General features: G+C 67.7%; 19 protein-coding genes and 1 tRNA gene. 11 read left to right on the top strand and 9 right to left on the bottom strand.

Features of this window, described 5'->3' with window-relative positions:
- The 3 genes from FGL94_RS08180 to FGL94_RS08190 all read right to left on the bottom strand — a co-directional run bounded on the left by FGL94_RS08180 (position 1) and on the right by FGL94_RS08190 (position 2,789).
- Entirely contained in the window at positions 1 to 804 is an 804-nt protein-coding gene (locus tag FGL94_RS08180; RefSeq protein WP_144923223.1) for a basic amino acid ABC transporter substrate-binding protein, read from the bottom strand.
- Positions 805 to 1,007: 203 nt separating this feature from the next.
- Entirely contained in the window at positions 1,008 to 1,901 is an 894-nt protein-coding gene (locus tag FGL94_RS08185) for a COX15/CtaA family protein (RefSeq protein WP_144923225.1), read from the bottom strand.
- Between the two features lie 432 nt (positions 1,902 to 2,333).
- Positions 2,334 to 2,789, bottom strand: coding sequence for a DUF5814 domain-containing protein (locus FGL94_RS08190; RefSeq protein ID WP_144923228.1), 456 nt, complete (start codon positions 2,787 to 2,789; stop codon positions 2,334 to 2,336).
- Between the two features lie 159 nt (positions 2,790 to 2,948).
- On the opposite strand from FGL94_RS08190, the gene FGL94_RS08195 reads away from it, so the two are divergent.
- A tRNA-His gene (locus FGL94_RS08195) sits at positions 2,949 to 3,021 on the top strand.
- Positions 3,022 to 3,161: 140 nt separating this feature from the next.
- Here the strand turns inward: FGL94_RS08195 and FGL94_RS08200 are convergent.
- Positions 3,162 to 3,896: an MBL fold metallo-hydrolase gene (locus FGL94_RS08200; protein WP_144923231.1), complete on the bottom strand. Its 735-nt coding sequence runs from the start codon at positions 3,894 to 3,896 to the stop codon at positions 3,162 to 3,164.
- An 88-nt stretch (positions 3,897 to 3,984) separates the two neighbouring features.
- Positions 3,985 to 4,965: a calcium/sodium antiporter gene (locus FGL94_RS08205; RefSeq protein ID WP_144923234.1), complete on the bottom strand. Its 981-nt coding sequence runs from the start codon at positions 4,963 to 4,965 to the stop codon at positions 3,985 to 3,987.
- A gap of 166 nt (positions 4,966 to 5,131) precedes the next feature.
- Between FGL94_RS08205 and FGL94_RS18790 the strand changes: the two genes are divergently transcribed.
- The 7 genes from FGL94_RS18790 (at position 5,132) to FGL94_RS08235 (ending at position 9,508) form a co-directional block, all read left to right on the top strand.
- Entirely contained in the window at positions 5,132 to 5,266 is a 135-nt protein-coding gene (locus tag FGL94_RS18790; protein WP_277752612.1) for a hypothetical protein, read from the top strand.
- Positions 5,263 to 6,336, top strand: coding sequence for a hypothetical protein (locus FGL94_RS08210; RefSeq protein WP_144923237.1), 1,074 nt, complete (start codon positions 5,263 to 5,265; stop codon positions 6,334 to 6,336). Before FGL94_RS18790 ends, FGL94_RS08210 begins: the two co-directional genes overlap by 4 nt.
- 208 nt (positions 6,337 to 6,544) lie before the next feature.
- Positions 6,545 to 6,832, top strand: a complete 288-nt coding sequence (locus tag FGL94_RS08215) for a winged helix-turn-helix domain-containing protein (RefSeq protein ID WP_144923240.1) — start codon at positions 6,545 to 6,547, stop codon at positions 6,830 to 6,832.
- 54 nt (positions 6,833 to 6,886) lie between these two features.
- Positions 6,887 to 7,189 (top strand): hypothetical protein, encoded by a 303-nt coding sequence (locus FGL94_RS08220; protein ID WP_144923243.1) that lies wholly within the window; start codon positions 6,887 to 6,889, stop codon positions 7,187 to 7,189.
- 81 nt (positions 7,190 to 7,270) lie between these two features.
- Entirely contained in the window at positions 7,271 to 7,837 is a 567-nt protein-coding gene (locus FGL94_RS08225; protein ID WP_144923245.1) for a hypothetical protein, read from the top strand.
- Positions 7,838 to 8,196: 359 nt separating this feature from the next.
- Positions 8,197 to 8,832, top strand: a complete 636-nt coding sequence (locus tag FGL94_RS08230; protein ID WP_144923248.1) for a PH domain-containing protein — start codon at positions 8,197 to 8,199, stop codon at positions 8,830 to 8,832.
- A gap of 4 nt (positions 8,833 to 8,836) precedes the next feature.
- Complete coding sequence (locus tag FGL94_RS08235) at positions 8,837 to 9,508, top strand: PH domain-containing protein (protein WP_144923250.1); 672 nt, start codon at positions 8,837 to 8,839, stop codon at positions 9,506 to 9,508.
- Between the two features lie 346 nt (positions 9,509 to 9,854).
- Here the strand turns inward: FGL94_RS08235 and FGL94_RS08240 are convergent, their stop codons facing one another.
- Positions 9,855 to 11,534 (bottom strand): Na+/H+ antiporter NhaC family protein, encoded by a 1,680-nt coding sequence (locus FGL94_RS08240; protein WP_144923253.1) that lies wholly within the window; start codon positions 11,532 to 11,534, stop codon positions 9,855 to 9,857.
- 155 nt (positions 11,535 to 11,689) lie between these two features.
- Between FGL94_RS08240 and asd the strand changes: the two genes are divergently transcribed.
- Together asd and FGL94_RS08250 are read left to right on the top strand one after the other, a co-directional pair.
- Entirely contained in the window at positions 11,690 to 12,736 is a 1,047-nt protein-coding gene (gene asd / locus FGL94_RS08245) for an aspartate-semialdehyde dehydrogenase (protein WP_144923256.1), read from the top strand.
- Positions 12,737 to 12,813: 77 nt separating this feature from the next.
- Positions 12,814 to 13,440 carry a class I SAM-dependent methyltransferase gene (locus FGL94_RS08250; protein WP_144923259.1) on the top strand — a complete coding sequence of 209 codons (627 nt, stop codon included), beginning with the start codon at positions 12,814 to 12,816 and terminating at the stop codon, positions 13,438 to 13,440.
- An 18-nt stretch (positions 13,441 to 13,458) separates the two neighbouring features.
- Here the strand turns inward: FGL94_RS08250 and FGL94_RS08255 are convergent, their stop codons facing one another.
- Complete coding sequence (locus FGL94_RS08255) at positions 13,459 to 15,450, bottom strand: 3-hydroxyacyl-CoA dehydrogenase/enoyl-CoA hydratase family protein (RefSeq protein ID WP_144923262.1); 1,992 nt, start codon at positions 15,448 to 15,450, stop codon at positions 13,459 to 13,461.
- Between the two features lie 125 nt (positions 15,451 to 15,575).
- Here FGL94_RS08255 and FGL94_RS08260 point away from each other — a divergent pair, with 125 nt between their 5' ends.
- Positions 15,576 to 16,172: a DNA-3-methyladenine glycosylase family protein gene (locus FGL94_RS08260; RefSeq protein WP_144923265.1), complete on the top strand. Its 597-nt coding sequence runs from the start codon at positions 15,576 to 15,578 to the stop codon at positions 16,170 to 16,172.
- Between the two features lie 27 nt (positions 16,173 to 16,199).
- Here the strand turns inward: FGL94_RS08260 and FGL94_RS08265 are convergent, their stop codons facing one another.
- Together FGL94_RS08265 and FGL94_RS08270 are read right to left on the bottom strand one after the other, a co-directional pair.
- Positions 16,200 to 16,556, bottom strand: coding sequence for a nuclear transport factor 2 family protein (locus FGL94_RS08265; protein WP_144923268.1), 357 nt, complete (start codon positions 16,554 to 16,556; stop codon positions 16,200 to 16,202).
- On the bottom strand, positions 16,553 to 17,758 hold the full coding sequence (locus FGL94_RS08270; protein ID WP_144923271.1) for a potassium channel family protein: 1,206 nt from the start codon (positions 17,756 to 17,758) through the stop codon (positions 16,553 to 16,555). Before FGL94_RS08270 ends, FGL94_RS08265 begins: the two co-directional genes overlap by 4 nt.
- Positions 17,759 to 17,818: the final 60 nt, after the last annotated feature.

Below are 17,818 nucleotides of genomic sequence, written 5' to 3' on the forward strand. Positions count from 1 at the left end.
CTACTCCTGCCCGAACCAGGTGTTGGTTATCTCCTCGTACGTACCGTCGTCGCGAACGGTCGCGAGACCGTCGTTGAGCGACGACTGGAGCTCCGACTCGCCCTGCCGGAGGCCGAATCCGAACTCTTCGCCGGTCTCCTCGACGAACGCGATCGCGACGTCCCGGTTGGCGGCGAACGTCTCCGCGACGGGAGTGTCGATCACGACGGCGTCGATGTTCTCGTTTTCGAGGTCCTCGACCGCGAGAACGTAGCTACCGTACGTGCGGTAGTCGTCCTCGGAGACGAGGCCGGGCTCGATGAGGTTCGACTCGACCTGTCCGGCCCCGGTTGTCCCCGACTGCGCGCCCACGTTGACGCCCTCGAAGTCCTCCCACGACTCGGGCTGGAAGCTACCGCCCCCACGCACGAGGATCGCCTGATCGGACTCCCAGTAGGGGTCGGAGAAGGCGATCGTCTCCAAGCGCTCCTCGTTGATCGTCATCGCGGCCGCGATCACGTCGATCTCCTCGTTCTGGGTGAGCGCCGGGATGAGCGAGTCGAACTCGAAGGTCTCCCACTCGGCGAGCTCGTACTCGGTCTCGGCGACGACGGCTTCCAGCAGGTCGATGTCGAAGCCGATCAGCTCGCCGTCTTCCTGCATCTCGAACGGCGGGAAACCGGGCGCGGTCCCCGGGGTGATCGTGGTGCCGCTCCCGCCGCCGCCGAGACAGCCGGCGACTCCGGTCAGTCCGACGGCACTCGACGCTCCGGTGAGCTTCAGGTACGTCCGACGGCTCATGTCGGTCCGCGTGCGGCGTGACATACCGGTGGGAGAACGGGAACCGATTTCAACCTTTCCTCCTCGGGCGGGTCGTCGCACCCGTTCCGGCGGGTTCTTCGTCGATCGGGCCGGTACGTCACTGGGAAATCGGCACGGAATCGACCGCGAGCGGACGGTCGAGAAGGCAGTCGCGGCGGCGGGGTTCAGTCGCGGCGGCGGGGTTCAGACGACCTCCCCGGACGAACTCAGTCGCTCCGGACGGGCCCCGTCGTCGTCCCCTCGGAACTGAGCCCTTTCACCACCCACGCGGCGCCGAGCGCGAGCGCGGCGGCGACGCCGAGCGCGACGAGGTTGAGCCGCTGCCAGAACGCGGTGTACAACACCAGGTCGCGGCCCAGAAGCAGGGTGCCGACCAGCGCGGCCATCGATCCGGCGGCGAGCAGGCGGACCGTCTTCGCGGTCGACCGGTCGACCCCTGCGTAGCCGCCGTTGACGGCCTCGGTGGCGTACGCGACGGCCGCCACGAGCCCGAGGTGACCGGCGAGCCCGGTCGCGTAGAAGCCGGCCTGCGCGCCCGGCGAGTAGGTCACGAAGGGGACCGCCCGCGAGAACACCGCGCTGGCGACGATCCCGACCGCGGCGACCCCGACCGCGGCCCGGAGCAGCCGCGGGGAACCGCGGCCGCCGCCCCAGATCGTCGCGAGTCCGAGCAGCGTGAAGATCGCCAGCGCGACGATCAGGTGGGCGGCGTGAGTCGACACCGTGTATCCGCCGGGAACGAGTCCGCCAACCGTGACGGTGATCGCGCCGACCGTGATCTGCAGCGGGAGGATCGCGACCGCGAGCGTCGCCGCCAGCCGGGTTCGGCGATCCCGACCCCCGAACCAGGTCCAGCCGGCGACCCCGATGATGAGGAAGCCGGTGACCATCGCCCACACGCGGTGGAACCACTCGATGAAGTCCGGGTTGATCGTCAACGTGGGGATGAGCTGGTCCGAACAGAGCGGCCACTGGGCCTGACACGCCAGCCCCGAGCCGGTCGCCGCGGTGTAGACGCCGAGCGCGAACAGCACCAGGGTCATCCCGGTCGTCGCCGCCGCGTATCGCCTGAACGTCAGCCACGCGGGCCGAAGACTCATTGGTCGAGTTCGGGTTTGAGCGCACTTAGACCGTTCGGACGCTCCGGGAAGGCGGGAACGCGACGTGCGAGGCGAGGACCTTCACAGATCCGTTTCTACTTATAAAGATCGGGCGGGGCGCGTGCCTCCGAGTGGCCGCCGACGGCGGCCGCGAGGAGCACGCGCGAGGGAGTCGCTGGCGGCGGCAGCCGCCAGCGACGAGGCTGGGGAGGTGTGAGGCTGTGCGGTTGCGGGCGGGTGGGACTCAAAGGGGCAGCCGCGAGGACGAAGGCGCGGGACGCAAGGACCGCAAGGAGGGAGCGGAGCGACCGACTGAGGACCGCAGCGACCGCACCGAGTCCTCGCGGCTGGGGCTTTGGAGGTGTTCGCCGCCGATCCAGCATCAGCGACTTATAAGCGATCGACAGTTACCTCAACAACGACCTCCGAGACTTATCCCGACAGTTCCCGCTTCGCTCTCCGCGCCCGGTCCGACATCTCCTCGTTGCTCTCCACGTCGGCGAGGGTCTCGATCGCCTCAAGCTGCCGCACCGAGTCGTCGAGGAACGAGAGCACGTCGCCGGTGTAGGCGTACACCATATAGTCGTCGCTCATCACGTCCACGATCGCCTGCGGACCGAGCCCCTCGGCCCGGAGCTCCAACACGTACCGCATGAACTTCTCCTCCGGGCAGCCGCAGTAGGGGTTCGCCTGACAGTCGCAGTCGAGGAAGTCCTCCGCGAAGTCCAGGATCCGGTCCCGCGTCGTCTCGTCGAGCTTCGAGAGCCCGTCGCCGGTGAACAGCATGTCGAGGGTCGCGCCGGCGAAGGCCCCCTTCGGGATGTTCGTCTCCAGCTGGGAGGCGAGCTGCCGGTGGTTCTTCACGTAGATCTTGTCGGTGAACGCCACGGTTACCCGCGGATACGCCGGCTGGGAGTAAAAGCGGCGTGGTCGTCGGGGCAATTGGCGTCCCGACCGACGGAGACGATCACCGGACGCTACCGCGTCACACGCACGTCCGGGAGTCGTAACGGTTATTTATCAAAGCGGGATAGATATCGACGCGTGTCCGGGTTAGGGTAGTGGACTATCCTTCAGCCTTGTGGAGGCTGAGACGCGGGTTCGATTCTCGCACCCGGACCTTTTCCGACGAACGGAGTGAGGAGCGAAAAGTCCGGAAGGCGAGATTGAATCATGCGAGACGAGCGGAGCGAGTCTCGCTCGGGTTCGATTCTCGCACCCGGACCTTCTTCGAAACGCCGCTTTCGAACAGCGACGCGGCTACAGCTCGATCGCTTCCCCGTCCTCCGGGACCAGCACGTCCTCGGTCTCGGACCGCAGCTCCTCCCGCGAGAGCAGACAGTGGTTGATCGCCTCCATGTGGGCCACGGCGACCGCGGCGTCGGTGGCCTCGCGGACGGCGACCACGTCGTCGACGCCCATGGTGATCGGCTCCCCCTCGTTGAACCGCGCCGCGCCGCCGTTGAGGAGGACCGCGTCGGGCTCGAACCGGTCCAGCGTCTCCGCGACCGGCTCGTACCAGACCGTGTCGCCGGCGAGGTACAGCGTCTCGTCGCCTTCGAGGACGAACCCGGAGACCGGCCCCATCCGCTCGGCCAGTTCCCCGTGCCCGTGACGGCCCGGCGTCCGGTGGAGGGTGACGTCCGCGAACGACGCCGCGTCCTCGACGGGCCGCACGTCGGTGAACCCCTCCTCGACGAACGCGTCCGCCTCGGCGGGCTGACAGAACAGCGGGACGTCCGCGTCGAGCTCCGCTTTCGCCGCCTCGTCGAAGTGGTCTGGATGGCGGTGGGTGACGATCACCGCGTCGTGTGCCAGGTCGACGTCGGGCATCGGGACGAGCGGGTTCGCGCGGTCATTCGGCGTGTCGTCGATCGGCGGCAACGCGCCCTGCGGCGCGAACAGCGGATCGACGAGGAAGGTCGTCTCGTCGACGGTCGCGAGGACCGTGGCGTTGCGGGCGAGGGTGACGCTGACGTCGGCGTTCGTCGACATGTAGCGACCACTTCGGCGAGCGAGGGGTTGTCACTTGCGACGGGGGCGATTCGGTATCGACGACGACGGGTGCGGAGCGTCGACGGGATCACCCGAAGATCCGTAGGAGCCCGAGCACCCATCGGGCCAGCTCGGAGCAGACGAAGAGAGCACCCTCGGTGCGCGAGAGCCGTCGTCCGGACCACAGCGCCGCGACCATCAGCACCGTGAGGACCGTCAGCCAGAGGAGCGTCTCGATCGCCGCGCCGCCGACCGCGAGCGGGCGGAGGAGAGCGGCGATCCCCAGGATCCCGAGCACGTTGAACACGTTGCTCCCGACGACGTTACCCACGGACATCCCGACGTGGCCCTGTCGCATCGCGACGAGCGAGACGGCGAGTTCCGGCGTCGAGGTCCCCATCGCGACGATCGTCCCCCCGATCACCCAGTCGGAGATACCGACCCCGCGCGCGAGCGTCGACGCGGCCTCGACCATGAAGTGCCCGCTGACCAGGACGACCGCCAGCCCGCCGCCGAGCAGCAGCGCGTCGCGGGCCCGGTGCGAGAACCCGGTCGGGATCGCGCCGGTGACCCGCGACTCCGCGTACTCCGTCTCGATCGAGTGCGCGGTGCGTTCGTCACGGACCAGATAGGTAGTGTACGCGACGAATAACCCCACCAACAGGGCGCCCTCGACGCCGGTCACGGTCCTGTCGAACAGGACCGCGAACCCGGCCAGCGTCGAGAGTACCAGCGCGACGCCGTCCCGGTGGACCAGCGAGCGCTCGACCGGGATCACCCGCAGCAGCGACACCGCGCCGAGGATGAACGCGAGGTTGTAGGCGTTCGAGCCGACGACGTTGCCGACGCCGATCTCGCCGAGCCCCGCCAGCGCCGCGTCGACCGTCACGACGAGCTCGGGCGTCGAGGTCCCCATCGCGACGATCGTCAGCCCGATGGTGAGCTCGCTGACGCCGAACCGACGAGCGATCCGCACCGTCGAGTCGACGAGGGCCCGAGCGCCGATCCACAGGCCGACGACGGTGAGCGCGATGATCGCGAACTGGACGGTCGACCCCCCAAGAGCCATGTGCGTAGTCGTTCTCGAAAGGCGGTGTTAAAATCGACCCCGGGGCCGGATCCGGAAACCAGATCCGGATCCAGTCTCGGAGCCGCTCGACGCGACCCGTAACGCACCGGGTACTTATGTGTCGGTCGAGCGTCGTGTCGCTCATTATGGACGGACGTGAGACGCCGTGAGACGACGCGGTCTGCTCCGGAAGAGCGCCGGGCTCGGCGCCGTCGGGCTCGCCGCCGGCACGGCGGTGATCTGGGGGGCCGACGCGACCCACTACGTCGACGACCGCTCGGTGGCCGTCGAACCGCGATGAGCGGTGAATCGGAGACGGCGTCGAGCGCGGACGACGCCGAAGACGCCGACGACGCCGACAGCGACGCGAGTACCGCCGACACGATGCGAGAGCGCGCCGGCGAGAACCGGATGAAGCTCTGGCTGCTGTTGCGCGCGAACCGGCTCGTCGTCGCGGGAGTCCTGACGGTCGCCGTCTTCGTCGCGTTCGTCGCCGTGGCGGTCGCCTTCTCGCCGTCCCTCGCCGAGAAGGTCGGAGCGAGCGACCCGATCGAGACGCTGTTCGCTTCGATGATCACGGTGATCGTCACGGGGGCGACGCTCGTCGTCACGATCGGTCAGGTCGTGCTCACGCAGGAGAACGGCCCGCTCGGAGACCAGCAGGAGCGCATGAACGACACGCTCACGGTCCGGGACTCCGTCGCGGGACTGACCGGCTCCCCGGCGCCCACGAACCCCGCCGCGTTCCTCGACGCGATCCTCGGGGCCGCGACCCGGCGCGCCGAGGACCTCCGCGAGTCGGTCCGCGAGCGCGGTGGCGACGGACCCGACGAGGCCGCCCTCTGGGAGGACGTCGACGAGCTCACCGCGGGCACCGTCGAGAACGCCGACGCCGTGCGCGACCAGCTCGACGGCACGGAGTTCGGCACCTTCGACGTGGTGTTCGCTGCCCTCAACTTCGACTACAGTCCGAAGATCGGACGGGCCGAGCGCATCCTCGACGACCACGGCGACGCGCTCACCGACGACGAGCGCGACCTGCTCGGGGAGCTGAAGGAGTCGCTGTCGCTGTTCGGTCCCGCTCGCGAACACGTCAAGACGCTGTACTTCCAGTGGGCGCTGATCGACCTCTCGCGGCAGATCCTCTACGCCGCGGTGCCCGCGTTGGTCGTTTCGGGCCTCATGCTCGCGGTCGTCGACGCCGGGACGTTCCCGGGACGCACGCTCGGGATCGACCACGTGACGCTCGTCGTCGGGGGCGCGTTCGCGGTCACGCTCCTCCCCTTCTCGCTTTTCGTCTCCTACCTGCTTCGCGTCCTCACCCTCGTGAAGCGGACGCTCGCCATCGGACCGCTGGTGCTGCGTGACTGATCGCAGACGCAACGGTTCCGTTGAAAGCCTCAAGCGGTGATACGGTTCGGCCGGTTCGCTGGAGACGACGCGCGTCTCGCAGCAGGCCTTCTCCCGAGCGGACCCCCTCGGATCGGGTAAGGGGTCCAGACGAAGGCGGGTCCCTTCCTTCCCGTTGACACCGCTGACTGCCGAGTGTTTACAAACCCTCTGAAACAACCTCTGGTAGATGGAGGGGGCCCTGTGGCATCTGCTTGCGAGTTCTCGCGGAGGGCCGACACGAGTCCGTGTTCTCCGAGCACTTGATGAGCGCCCGCGGAATGCGAATGAGCTTGCGACGGAACTGGACATGGATTACACGACAATTCGCCACCATCTCGACGTTCTGATGGACAACAACATCGTCAGACGAACAGACGACGACTACGCCACCACGTATCTGATTACAGATCAGGCCAGAGTCAACTGGGACGTTATCGAGGAGATCTTCGAAACAGTCGATCAGGAGAACCCATGAGTTCGGACGAACTTTGGACAGCGCATTTAGCCGAGTATGACCAACGGAGGAACGATGGCAATCTGGCTTGAGATCACTCGGGGTGTTGCGGTGGTGAACGTCCTCTTACTGCTGGTTCTCAGTTTCATCTGGTTTCGCAACTACCGTCAACACGGTGCCGACCACACGCTTGCGCTCCTCGTATTCGCCGTGTTTCTGCTCGTCGAGAACGGACTGTGGGTCTTCTTCTACCTCGTTCATTCCGGTTTCATCGGTTGGTTCGTTAACGCCGGCACCGACGTTCAGATCGGTATGACGATGCTCTGTGGCCTCGAACTTGGCGCACTCGCTATTTTGACCCGCATCACCGTACGCTAATCGGGACTCTCCGGTGATGTTGGACGAAGTTTGGACTCAGTTCGGAAAATACTCAACAGCAATCACGACTCCAGTTCAGCCATGGGTCTCAAACGACGCACAGTCATCGTCACCGGTGGCATGAGCCTCTGCCTCGCTGGATGCACAGGCGATAACGAGACCACACCGGTCGAAGACGGAGAAACGACGGCTCCCGATGAGACGGACGACCAGGACACAGAGACGGATTCGGACGATCAGGACGCGAACGCGAGTGACTCGACAACGGCGGAATCAGCGGATGCGACCGTACAGGTCCGGTCCCATTCCGAACATGGCGATATCTTGGTCGGTCCCGACGAGATGACTCTCTACATGTTCGATCAAGACACACGGGGCGAAGCCATGAGTAGCTGTTACGACAGTTGTGCTACCAACTGGCCACCGCTCACGGTCGCCGATACACCGGTGGCCGGGGACGGTGTGGCTGCCGACCTGGAAGCCTTCGAACGCGAGACCGGTGAGCGCCAGGTGATGGCTGGCGGGTGGCCACTGTACTACTTTGCCCCGGACGAGGAGCCGGGCGATGCAACGGGCCAGGGAGCCAACGATGTCTGGTGGGTGTTGAACCCCGATGGAACCCCGGTCAAACCGGCTGGTGGCTATTGAGTCCGAGGAGTGACCGCCTCGTTTGAGAGACAGCGACGATAGACCGCCTCGGTCCGGAGGTGACGTATGCGCTCGATGCGGGGGCACTACGTCGGCGGGATCGAGGCGACGCCCGGCCCGAAACACCTCGGACGGTGATCCGCCGGTGGTTCGCGTGACGCGCAGTCCCGGGACACCTCCCGTCCGAACCGGGGGTGAGCGCGACCCAGTCGGAGCGAGCGTCGAACGGCGTGCTGAATACGAGGCCAGAGCGGTGGAGAGCGGATACGTGGGCGGGGAGGTCCCGAGACCGGTCCACCACGCGGAGACGGCGTTCTGATAGCCATAATTTATATCTCGATCGATATTAATCGTGATGTATGGTAACAGTACCCGAGTGGCTTTCGCTCGATGCCGGGGAGGAAGTCGTCTGGACGGGGAAGCCGCGGTTGCGACGAATCGTCTCGAACGTCGCGTCGTTCGCCGTCTGGTCGGTAGCGGCGTTCGTGGTGGCGTTCGTCCTCACATCCGTTCTGAACGTCGAGTTTCCCATCCCGAATCGGGCGGTGTGGGGTGTCGCCGTCCTCTGGACGCTACTCCAAGCCGCCAACCCCGTTCGGGCGTACTTGCGGACGAAAAACACCGACTACCTCCTCACCGACGAGAACGTCTACAAGAAGACCGGCGTCTGGTCGGAGAACGTCACCCGAATCGGCATCGACAACATCCAGAACACGCAGTTGAAGAAGAATCTCTTCGGCAACGTCTTCGACTACGGGACGATCCTCCTCAGCACGGCCGGCGGGAGTGGAGTCGAGATGTCGATCGAGGACTTAGACGACCCCGACGAGCTCCGTACCGAACTCCGGGAGAGGATCGCACAGGCCGGCGATCGAAGTCGAAGTGAACCCGGGAGGGGCCACGGCGGCGTCGATCCCGAAACGATCGAAACCCTCGTCGACGAGGCGACGGCACTGCGCGAAACCGCGGAAACCGTCGAACGTCACCTACAGTAGGCCCATGGCAGCAGCAACTACCGAATCCGACGCCCCCGCATCGACGCCGTCCGACCGCGCGGTGCCCGAGTGGCTCTCGCTCGACGACGACGAGGAAATCCAGTGGATAGGCGAACCCGCTCCGGTCAGTATCGTCGGGACAGCCGTCTGGGGAGTGGTCCTCACGGTCGTCCTCATCGGTTTTCTCATCCTGCTTATGCTCCCGTTCTCGTGGCTCTCGCTGAAGAACACCGACTACGTAGTGACCGACAAGTCCCTGTACGTCAAGAAGGGCGTCCTGGGAACGAACATCGAGAGCGTCGCACTCGATAAGATTCAGAACACAGAGTATAGCCAGTCCTTCTGGGGAAAGCAGTTCGGCTTCGGCAGTATCGACATCAGTACCGCCGGCAGTTCCGGCGCCGAGGTCAGTTTCCGGAACGTCGACAACGCCCGCAGCGTCCGAGAGACGATCACCGGCCTGACCAACGAGTACGCCGCCGAAAACCGACGTTTGAGTCCGCCGGGCGACGAGACGATGGAACCGGCCGTCGACACCGCGACGGCCGAACGGATGGACGAACTGGTAGAAGAGCTCCGTGGCACTCGACGGGCCATGGAACGGATAGAACAGCACGTGAGCGAGGAGGGACCACCGGCCAACGACTCGGCTCCCGCCGAGGAGCGATCGAACTGAGTGTGCTACTCGTTTTCGGCGTGTCGTACGTCTCGAAGCGGACGCCCGCGATCGGACCGCCGGCGCTGCGGGGCTCGGAGCGGAAAGCGGGACGCTCAGAGGTGCGGAAATGTCGCCCGCGACACTAACGACCGGTCTCATCTCCGGCGGCGTGCCGCGTCGACCGGGAAACCCTCGTGGCGGGCGGTCGCCTGCGCGGCGACGGGCGGGTCGCGTCAGCGACCACATGTGACGCGCCTGGGTTCTCCGCGCTGTCATCGCTCCCATCGGGGAGTACTCGGGCGGGGACTGAGGGCGCGCACCCGACGATAGCCCCCGAGCGGTTTTAAAAGGTCCGCTGGGACGCTCAGTCGCTCTGATCCTCGCCGGCGACGACCACGCGCTCGCCGTCGTCGGTCTGCGGCTCCGACACCGACACCGGATCGATCCCGCGGCGGGAGGCGTCGAGCTCGGAGAGGAGGTAGACGAGCCCGGCGAGGAGGACGGCACCGAGCGGGAGCAGCGCGAGCGGCGTCACGCGGGTGACCCCCCACACGACCAACAGGAGGACGACCACGGCGGCGACCGTGACCGCGTAGTAGATCTGGGTGCGGACGTGGTCGATCAGGTCCGCGCCGGTGAACGTCGCCGAGAGGACGGTGGTGTCGGAGATGGGCGAGCTGTGGTCGCCGAAGATGGCGCCCGAGAAGATGACGCCGACCATCGCCGCCACGAGCGTGTGGCCCGCCGCGCCGCCGCCGCTGATCTCCCACGCGATCGGGATCGCGATGGGGGTGACGATCCCCATCGTCCCCCACGAGGTCCCCGTCGAGAAGGCGATGACGCCGGCGACGACGAACACCAGCGCGGGCAGCAGCGCCGGCGAGACGGAGCCCACGGTCGCCGTCGCCACGTAGTCGCCCGTGCCGAGCGCGTCGATCGCCTCGCCGATCCCCCACGCGAGCACGAGGATGGAGGCCGCCGTGAGCATGATCCCGAACCCGTCGATCGTGTACTCGGTCGCGTCGCCGACGCCGAAGACCCCGTACGCCTTCCCGAGGACGAAGCCGCTGGCGACCATCGCGAACGACCCGACCATCAGCGCCACCTCGTAGGAGGCGTTGAGCGCGGCGTCCCACAGCCGCCCGCCGGCCGCCTCGAACTCGGCGGCGAGGAGGTCGCCGCCGAAGCCGGCGGGCGAGAACTCGCCGGACCACAGCGCGGTCGCGACCGTGACCGCGATCAGGACCGCCACGGGGACGAAGAAGTTGACGAGCCGGGGCGTCGACGCCGGCGGCTCGCCCAGCTCGCCGGCCACGTCCTGCATCGGCACGGCCTCGTCGCGAGTCACCTTCCCCGAGGTCCACGACCGGTTCTCGGCCGTCAGCATCTCGCCGTAGTCGCGGCCCGACCCCACGATCAGGAGGACCATCACGATCGCGAGGATCGCGTACATGTTGAACGGGATCGACGAGACGAACACCTCGAAGGTGCCCGGACGGTTCGCCTCGGCGACCCCCGCCGACTCGTATCCGTCCGAAATGAGCGACAGCTGGAACGCGACCCACGAGGAGATCCCCAGCGTCGCCACCGGAGCGGCGGTGGAGTCGACGATGTACGAGAGCTTCTCGCGGGAGATCCGGAGGCGGTCGGAGACGTCTTTCATCGCCGACCCGACGATCGCGGTGTTGGCGTAGTCGTCGAAGAAGAGGACGATCCCGAGCCCCCACGCGACGAGCCCGGCCTTCCGCTGGGAGTCGAGGCGCTCGAGCGCCCAGTCGCGGACCGCGGCGGTGCCGCCGAGGTTCCACACCATGGCGACGCCGGAGCCGAGCAGCAAGGTGAACACGAGGATCGTCGCCTGAAATTCGTCGGAGACGGCCGCGACGATCCACTCGAACGTCTGGACGATCCCGAGCCCGCCCGTGACGATGACGGCCCCCGACCAGATGCCGAGGAACAGCGACAGGACGGCCTTCCGAGTGATCACCGCCAGCACGATCGCGAGCACCGGCGGCGCGATTGACAGCGCTCCGAAGTCGGTCATCGACACGTACTGCCACGGGCAGATATATAAACGTCGCGTGCCGCACCCGCGTCACCGGGGCTCGGTCGCTTCCGCGCGGCGCGGGCGCCGTCACCGACCGGCGTAATCGGCGCGTATCCGAACGCACTTACGTCCCTGTGACCGACCCACGCGCAATGTCAGTACGAGTCGGCATCCTCGGCGCCACCGGCGCCGTGGGACAGCGGTTCATCCAGCTCCTCGACGACCACCCGACCTTCGACCTCGCCGCGGTCACCGCGAGCTCGGAGAGCGCCGGGAAGACCTATCGCGAGGCTGCGAAGTGGCGCGTGAACACCCCGATCCCGGACGACGTCGCCGAGATGGAGGTCGCGGAGACGACGCCTGCGGGGATCGCGGACGACGACGTGGACCTGCTCTTCTCGTCGCTCCCCTCGGGCGTCGCCGCGGAGGTCGAGCCGGCGTTCTTGGAGGAGGGATACGTCGTCTCCTCGAACTCCTCGAACGACCGCATGGCGATGGACGTGCCCCTCACGATCCCCGAGATCAACCCCGGCCACCTCGACCTGATCGAGGTCCAGCGCGACGAGCGCGGCTGGGACGGCGCCCTCGTGAAGAACCCGAACTGCTCGACGATCACGATGGTCCCGACGCTCGCGGCGATCGACCGGTTCGGGTTAGAGAGCGTCCGCGTCTCCACCCTGCAGGCGGTCTCCGGCGCGGGCTACTCCGGCGTCACCTCGATGGAGATCATCGACAACGCCATCCCGCACATCGGCGGCGAGGAGGAGAAGATGGAGACGGAGTCGCGCAAGCTCCTCGGCGAGTTCGACGGCGCGGAGGTCCACCTCCACGGCGCCGACGTGGCCGCCTCCTGTAACCGGATCCCGACGCTCGACGGCCACTTAGAGAACGTCTTCGCCGAGTTCGCCGAGGACCCCTCGCCCGCGGACCTGCGCGAGGCGATGCGCTCGTTCGAGGGAGCCGGCGCGCTCCCCAGCTCGCCCGACCGGCTCATCAAGGTGTTCGGCGAGGACGAGCCGGAGCGCCCCCAGCCCCGCCTCGACCGCACGTACGCGGACGGGATGGGTATCGTCGCCGGCGGCGTACAGGCGACGGACGCCGGCGCGAAGTACAACTGCCTCGCGCACAACACGATCCGCGGCGCGGCGGGCGCCTCGCTGCTCAACGGCGAACTGCTCGTCGAGGAGGGATACGTCTAAACGACGGCGTTGGTTCCAGCGGTCCCGTGCGGTTCCGACCGAACTCTTGAACAGTTTCGGCTCGGTACCCGGATCGCATGGTCGATAAAGAGGCCGTTCGCCGCGGCTACGACGAGTTGGCGGAGGCGTACGCCGCGGACCGGAACGAAGACGGACGCGGCCGCGAGGTCCTCTCGGGGTTTCGCGAGTCGCTCCCGGCGTCGGCGCGAGTCCTCGACGCCGGCTGCGGGCAGGGAACGCCGGTCCTCCGCGACCTGAGCGCGTCGGCGACCGCGGTCGGGACGGACATCTCGCGCACGCAACTGGAGCTGGCCGCGGATCGCGTCCCCGACGCGGACCTCGCGCAGGGGGACATGGCCGCGCTCCCCTTCCGCGACGGCGCCTTCGACGCGGTGACGGCGTACCACTCGCTGATCCACGTCCCGCGCGGGCAACACCAAGTGGTCGTCGACGAGTTCGCCCGCGTCCTCGACGACGGCGGCCGACTGCTCTGCTCCGAGGGACCGGACGAGTGGCGCGGGACGAACCCGGACTGGCTCGACAGCGGCGTCGAGATGCAGTGGCACATCGCGGGTATCGAGGCGACGCGGGATCACCTCCGAAACGCCGGGTTCGCCGTCGAACGGGAGTGGGGAGTCGCTGACTCGCTCGACGACGGCGACGACGCCCGGTGGACGTTCCTCTCGGCGCGGTTGGAGGGGTAGGAGACGGTCCCTACGCGCTCACTTCCCTTCGAACTCGGGCTCGCCGTCGCCGATGTACGCCGTGACGCCCTCGATGAGGTCGTCGGTGTTCATCACGTGGCCGAAGCCCATCGCCTCCACTTCGAGGCCGGCCTCGCCGTCGGTGCGGCCGGCGTGTATCGTGCGTTTCGTGTACTTCTGTGCGATCGGCGGGCCGGCGGCGAGCTGCTCGACTAACTCCCACGCGCGCTCGTCGAGTTCGTCGTCGGGAACCACGTCGTTGAGGAAGCCGTACCCTTCGAGCGTCTCCGCCTCGTAGCGGTCCGCGGTGAAGATGATCTCCTTGGCGCGCCCCTCGCCGACGATCCGGGCGAGTCGCTGGGTGCCGCCCCACCCCGGCATCAGTCCGAGGTCGTGTTCCGGCTGACCGAACTCCGAGCGCTCGGACGCGACCCGGAGGTCCGCCGCGGTAGCGAGTTCCATCCCGCCCCCGAGGCAGTAGCCGTCGATGGCGGCGACCACGGGCTTGTCGGAGTCCTCCAGCTTGCCGAACGTCCGCTGCCCCTGCCGCGAGAGCTCGACCGCGGTGAGCGGTTCGACGCCCCCGGCAGCCATGCTCTGGACGTCGGCGCCCGCGGAGAAGGCGCGGTCGCCCGCACCCGACAGGAGGATGGCCCGTACCTCGTCGTCCGCGTCGAGCCGGTCGATCGCGTCGGGGAGTTCGTCGAGCAGCTCCCCGCTGATCGTGTTCATCCGGTGCGGGCGGTCGATCTCGACGTGCCCCACGCGGTCCTCGACGGTGACGTTGAGGGTGTCGTAGGCGGCGAGCGCGCCGTCGCCGTCCTCGCCGTCGGCCTCTCCGGCACCGCCGTCGTGGAAGCCGCCCGCCTCGGCGGCCTCGCGGAGGTAGTCGGTCGCCTCGTAGCGCGCCTCGCCCGTCTCCTCGTGGAGGTCGTCGAGCACGTCGACGAGCGCGTCGAGCCCCTCGCCGTCGGCGATCTTCGCCGGTCCGTCCGGGAAGCCGGCGCCGAGCATCACCGCGCGGTCGATCGCGGGCGGGTCGGCCACGTCGTTCCCGACGAGCCCGGCGACCTCGTTGGCCATCACGGCGAGCAGTCGCTTGCGGACGTCGGCGTCGATCGCGTCGGACGGGATCTGGGCGCCGCCGTTCTCGTAGTCGTAGAACCCCTTACCGGTCTTCTTCCCGAGCTCGTCTGCGTCGACCTTCTCGACGAGCAGCGGGCAGGGCCGGTACGCCTCGCCGAGCACCTCGTGCATGTACTCCAGCACGTGGTACCCCACGTCGATGCCGACCTGGTCCGCGAGCTCGAACGAGCCCATCGGGAGCCCCACGTCGAACTTCGTCGTGGAGTCGACCGTCTCGATCGTCGCGTCGCCGGACTCGACGATCCACGCCGCCTCGTTTATCAGCGGGACGAGGATCCGGTTGACGATGAACCCGGGGCTGTCCTTCCGGACGCGGACGGGGGTCTTCCCCATCGACTCCGCGAGCCCCTCGATCAGTTCGAGGGTGTCCTCCGAGGTGTGTTTCCCCGAGATGACCTCGACCAGGTCCATCCGCACCGGCGGGTTGAAGAAGTGCATCCCGCAGAAGCGCTCGGGGCGGTCGGTGACCTCGGAGAGTTCCGTGATCGAGAGGCTGGAGGTGTTGGTGACGAAGACGGCCTCGTCGGGCGCGTACTCGACGACCTCGTCGTACACGTCCTTCTTGATCGCCATCTTCTCGGGGACGACCTCGATCACCACGTCGGCGTCGGCGAGGGAGTCCTCGAGGTCCACGAAGGTCTCCACGCGGTCGAGCGCGGCCTCCGCCTCCTCGTCGCCGATCCGGTCCTTCTCGGCGAGCTTGCCGAGCGACCACTCGATCTGGTCGTAGCCGTCCCGTACGAACTCCTCCTCGATGTCCCGCAGCGCCACGTCGTAGCCGGCGAGCGCGGCCACCTCCGCGATGCCGTGCCCCATGTTCCCGGCGCCGAGAACCGTTACGCGCTGGACGTCTTCGAGCTGCATACCGGAACGGTCGGAACCGTCATGGTTCAACGTTTCCATATTCCAAACGGAAAACTCACTGTAAGTTTATCACGTGCGGCTGGCGGGGGAAACCCACTCCCGTCTCCGGAGCCAACCGCCTCTCGATGAACGAGCGAGTCGCGGCGACCCTGCGCGAGGACCCGACGATGGCGCGGCTGATCGACCGACACGGCCCGCTGGCGGTCGAGCCCGCCGGCGACGAGTTCGCGCGCCTCTGTACCTCGATCGTGAACCAGCAGCTCTCGACCGCCTCCGCGGCGGCGATTCACGAGCGCTTCGTGGACACGCTCGGCGGCGATCCGACGCCAGATCGCGTGCTCGCGGCCGACGAGGACGACCTCCGCGAGGCCGGCCTCAGCGGCACGAAAGTCGAGTACCTGCGCGAGGTCGCCGGGGCTTTTCGCGACGGCGACGGCGACCTCACGCGCGAGGGGCTCGCGGACGCGAGCGACGAAGCCGTCGTCGCCGCGCTCACCGAGATCCGCGGCGTCGGCGAGTGGACCGCGCGGATGTACCTCATCTTCGCGTTAGGCCGCGAGGACGTGCTCCCGCTCGGCGACCTCGCGGTGCGGAAGGGGATCGAGCAGGCCTACAACGACGGCGACGAGCTGACCCGCGCGGAGATGCGCGAGATCGGGGAGGCGTGGCGGCCCTACCGGAGCTACGGGACGCGGTACGTCTGGGCCGAGTACGAGTCGTAAGTCGGCCTGCTGCACCGTTGCTGAACGCTACTCGCCGCCCCGCGCCGCGTACGTCTCCAGCGACGTGAGCCGCCCGTCTTCGACTGAAAAAACGTCCACGAACGCGAACACCTCGTCGCCCTCGTCGTCGAGCAGCCGCCCCCGGACGGCGACGCCGGGACCCTCGGGGTACACCGCGTCGACGGCGTGGGCGGTGTCGGTCATCGGGCGCTCGTCGCGCATGAACGCGACGAAGCGGTCGCGGCCCTTAAAAGTGCGATCGGGACGCTTCTGGACGAATTCGGGAGCGAGCAGGTCCGCGAGCCGGTCGTACTCGCCGGCGTCGAGCGCGTCGTAGTACGCCCGGGCGAGCCGGGCGGGGTCGTCCGTTCGGGGCGCCGTCACGACGCGAGCGCCTCGAACTCCCCCGCCGAGGTGCGGGTCCCCTTCGCGATCACGGCGTCGCCGGCGCGGAGCGTGGTATCGATGTCGTGTCCGACGAGCCACCCCTCGTCGGGACGACGGATGGCGATGACGCTCGTCGAGATGTCGGTCGCGGGGATCCCGTCCTCGACTCGGGTGCCGTCGAGGTCGCTTCCCTCGGCGATCACGGTCCGGGTAATGATCTCGTCGGACTCTTGGACCGCCATCTCCACGACCGGGTGAACGCCGATGTCGCGCATGACGCCCTCGGTGATCTCCAGGGCGGCGTCGGAGATCTCCTCGGTCGCGACGCCGAGGTGGATCAGTCCGCGCAGCGAGACGGGGTCCTCTGCCTCGCGGGCGGCCCGGAGCGTCCACGCCTCGAACCGCGACTGGAGCGCGTCGACCTCGATCTCCAGGTTCGACACCTCCTCGGCGAGCGCCTCGTTGTCGAACAGGACGGAGCCGTACGCCAGGTCGACCGCCAGCTCCGAGAGGTCCTTCATCAGCACGATGGAGTCGACCGCGCGCTCCAGGTCGTCGATGGCGGGCTCCGAGGGCTCGCTCGGGTCGAACGGATCGCCGGTCAGCGTCGGATGAACGTCGACGACGCCCGTCTCGGGGCCGCGAAGGAGCGTCACGTCGCCGGCCTCGATTCGGGTCTTCGGGCCGGGGTTGAAGATCCAGTCGTCGTCGCGCCGGATCGCGATGACGCGCACGCCCGTCTTCGACTCCAGGTCGATGTCCTTCAGCGTCCGCCCCGCGTACGCGGAGTCGGACGAGACGGTGGCGCGGACCAGCGTCTCGACGCCCTCGGTGAGCGCGCCGCGCATCGCGTCGGGGAGGCCGATCTCCTCGGTGACGATCTTGGCGATGTCGCCGGCGGCGTCGGAGATCTTGTCGGCCGCGCCGACCACGCCGAGCACCGGCGCGAGCGTCTCGGCCTCGTCCGGGCTCCGCGCCGCGAGCATGAGGCTCATCCGCGCGCGCATCTGGAGCACGTCCATCCGGTGTTCGAGCTCGACGACCTCGTGGGCGATCGTCGGGCTCCCGTGGAGGACCGCGGAGTACGACAGGTCGATCAACAGCTCGGCGGTGTCTTTCATCTCCACGAGCAGGTCCTTCACGCTCGTCGGCTCGTATCGGACCCGCAACGGTCCGTCCCGCCCGTCGAATCGTCCCATGGAAGTACCTCTCCGGCTCCGAGTAAAAGGCTTGTTACGAGTCATCGACCGCACCCACGA

This window comes from Halorubrum salsamenti, assembly GCF_007671685.1.
GTDB classification, from domain to species: domain Archaea; phylum Halobacteriota; class Halobacteria; order Halobacteriales; family Haloferacaceae; genus Halorubrum; species Halorubrum salsamenti.

Coding starts and splice junctions, on each gene's coding strand:
- FGL94_RS08180 (WP_144923223.1), bottom strand. CDS start 804: ATGTCACGCCGCACGCGGACCGACATGAGCCGTCGGACGTACCTGAAG.
- FGL94_RS08185 (WP_144923225.1), bottom strand. CDS start 1,901: ATGAGTCTTCGGCCCGCGTGGCTGACGTTCAGGCGATACGCGGCGGCG.
- FGL94_RS08200 (WP_144923231.1), bottom strand. CDS start 3,896: ATGTCGACGAACGCCGACGTCAGCGTCACCCTCGCCCGCAACGCCACG.
- FGL94_RS08205 (WP_144923234.1), bottom strand. CDS start 4,965: ATGGCTCTTGGGGGGTCGACCGTCCAGTTCGCGATCATCGCGCTCACC.
- FGL94_RS08210 (WP_144923237.1), top strand. CDS start 5,263: ATGAGCGGTGAATCGGAGACGGCGTCGAGCGCGGACGACGCCGAAGAC.
- FGL94_RS08215 (WP_144923240.1), top strand. CDS start 6,545: ATGGAGGGGGCCCTGTGGCATCTGCTTGCGAGTTCTCGCGGAGGGCCG.
- FGL94_RS08220 (WP_144923243.1), top strand. CDS start 6,887: ATGGCAATCTGGCTTGAGATCACTCGGGGTGTTGCGGTGGTGAACGTC.
- FGL94_RS08225 (WP_144923245.1), top strand. CDS start 7,271: ATGGGTCTCAAACGACGCACAGTCATCGTCACCGGTGGCATGAGCCTC.
- FGL94_RS08230 (WP_144923248.1), top strand. CDS start 8,197: ATGGTAACAGTACCCGAGTGGCTTTCGCTCGATGCCGGGGAGGAAGTC.
- FGL94_RS08235 (WP_144923250.1), top strand. CDS start 8,837: ATGGCAGCAGCAACTACCGAATCCGACGCCCCCGCATCGACGCCGTCC.
- FGL94_RS08240 (WP_144923253.1), bottom strand. CDS start 11,534: ATGACCGACTTCGGAGCGCTGTCAATCGCGCCGCCGGTGCTCGCGATC.
- asd (WP_144923256.1), top strand. CDS start 11,690: ATGTCAGTACGAGTCGGCATCCTCGGCGCCACCGGCGCCGTGGGACAG.
- FGL94_RS08250 (WP_144923259.1), top strand. CDS start 12,814: ATGGTCGATAAAGAGGCCGTTCGCCGCGGCTACGACGAGTTGGCGGAG.
- FGL94_RS08255 (WP_144923262.1), bottom strand. CDS start 15,450: ATGCAGCTCGAAGACGTCCAGCGCGTAACGGTTCTCGGCGCCGGGAAC.
- FGL94_RS08260 (WP_144923265.1), top strand. CDS start 15,576: ATGAACGAGCGAGTCGCGGCGACCCTGCGCGAGGACCCGACGATGGCG.
- FGL94_RS08270 (WP_144923271.1), bottom strand. CDS start 17,758: ATGGGACGATTCGACGGGCGGGACGGACCGTTGCGGGTCCGATACGAG.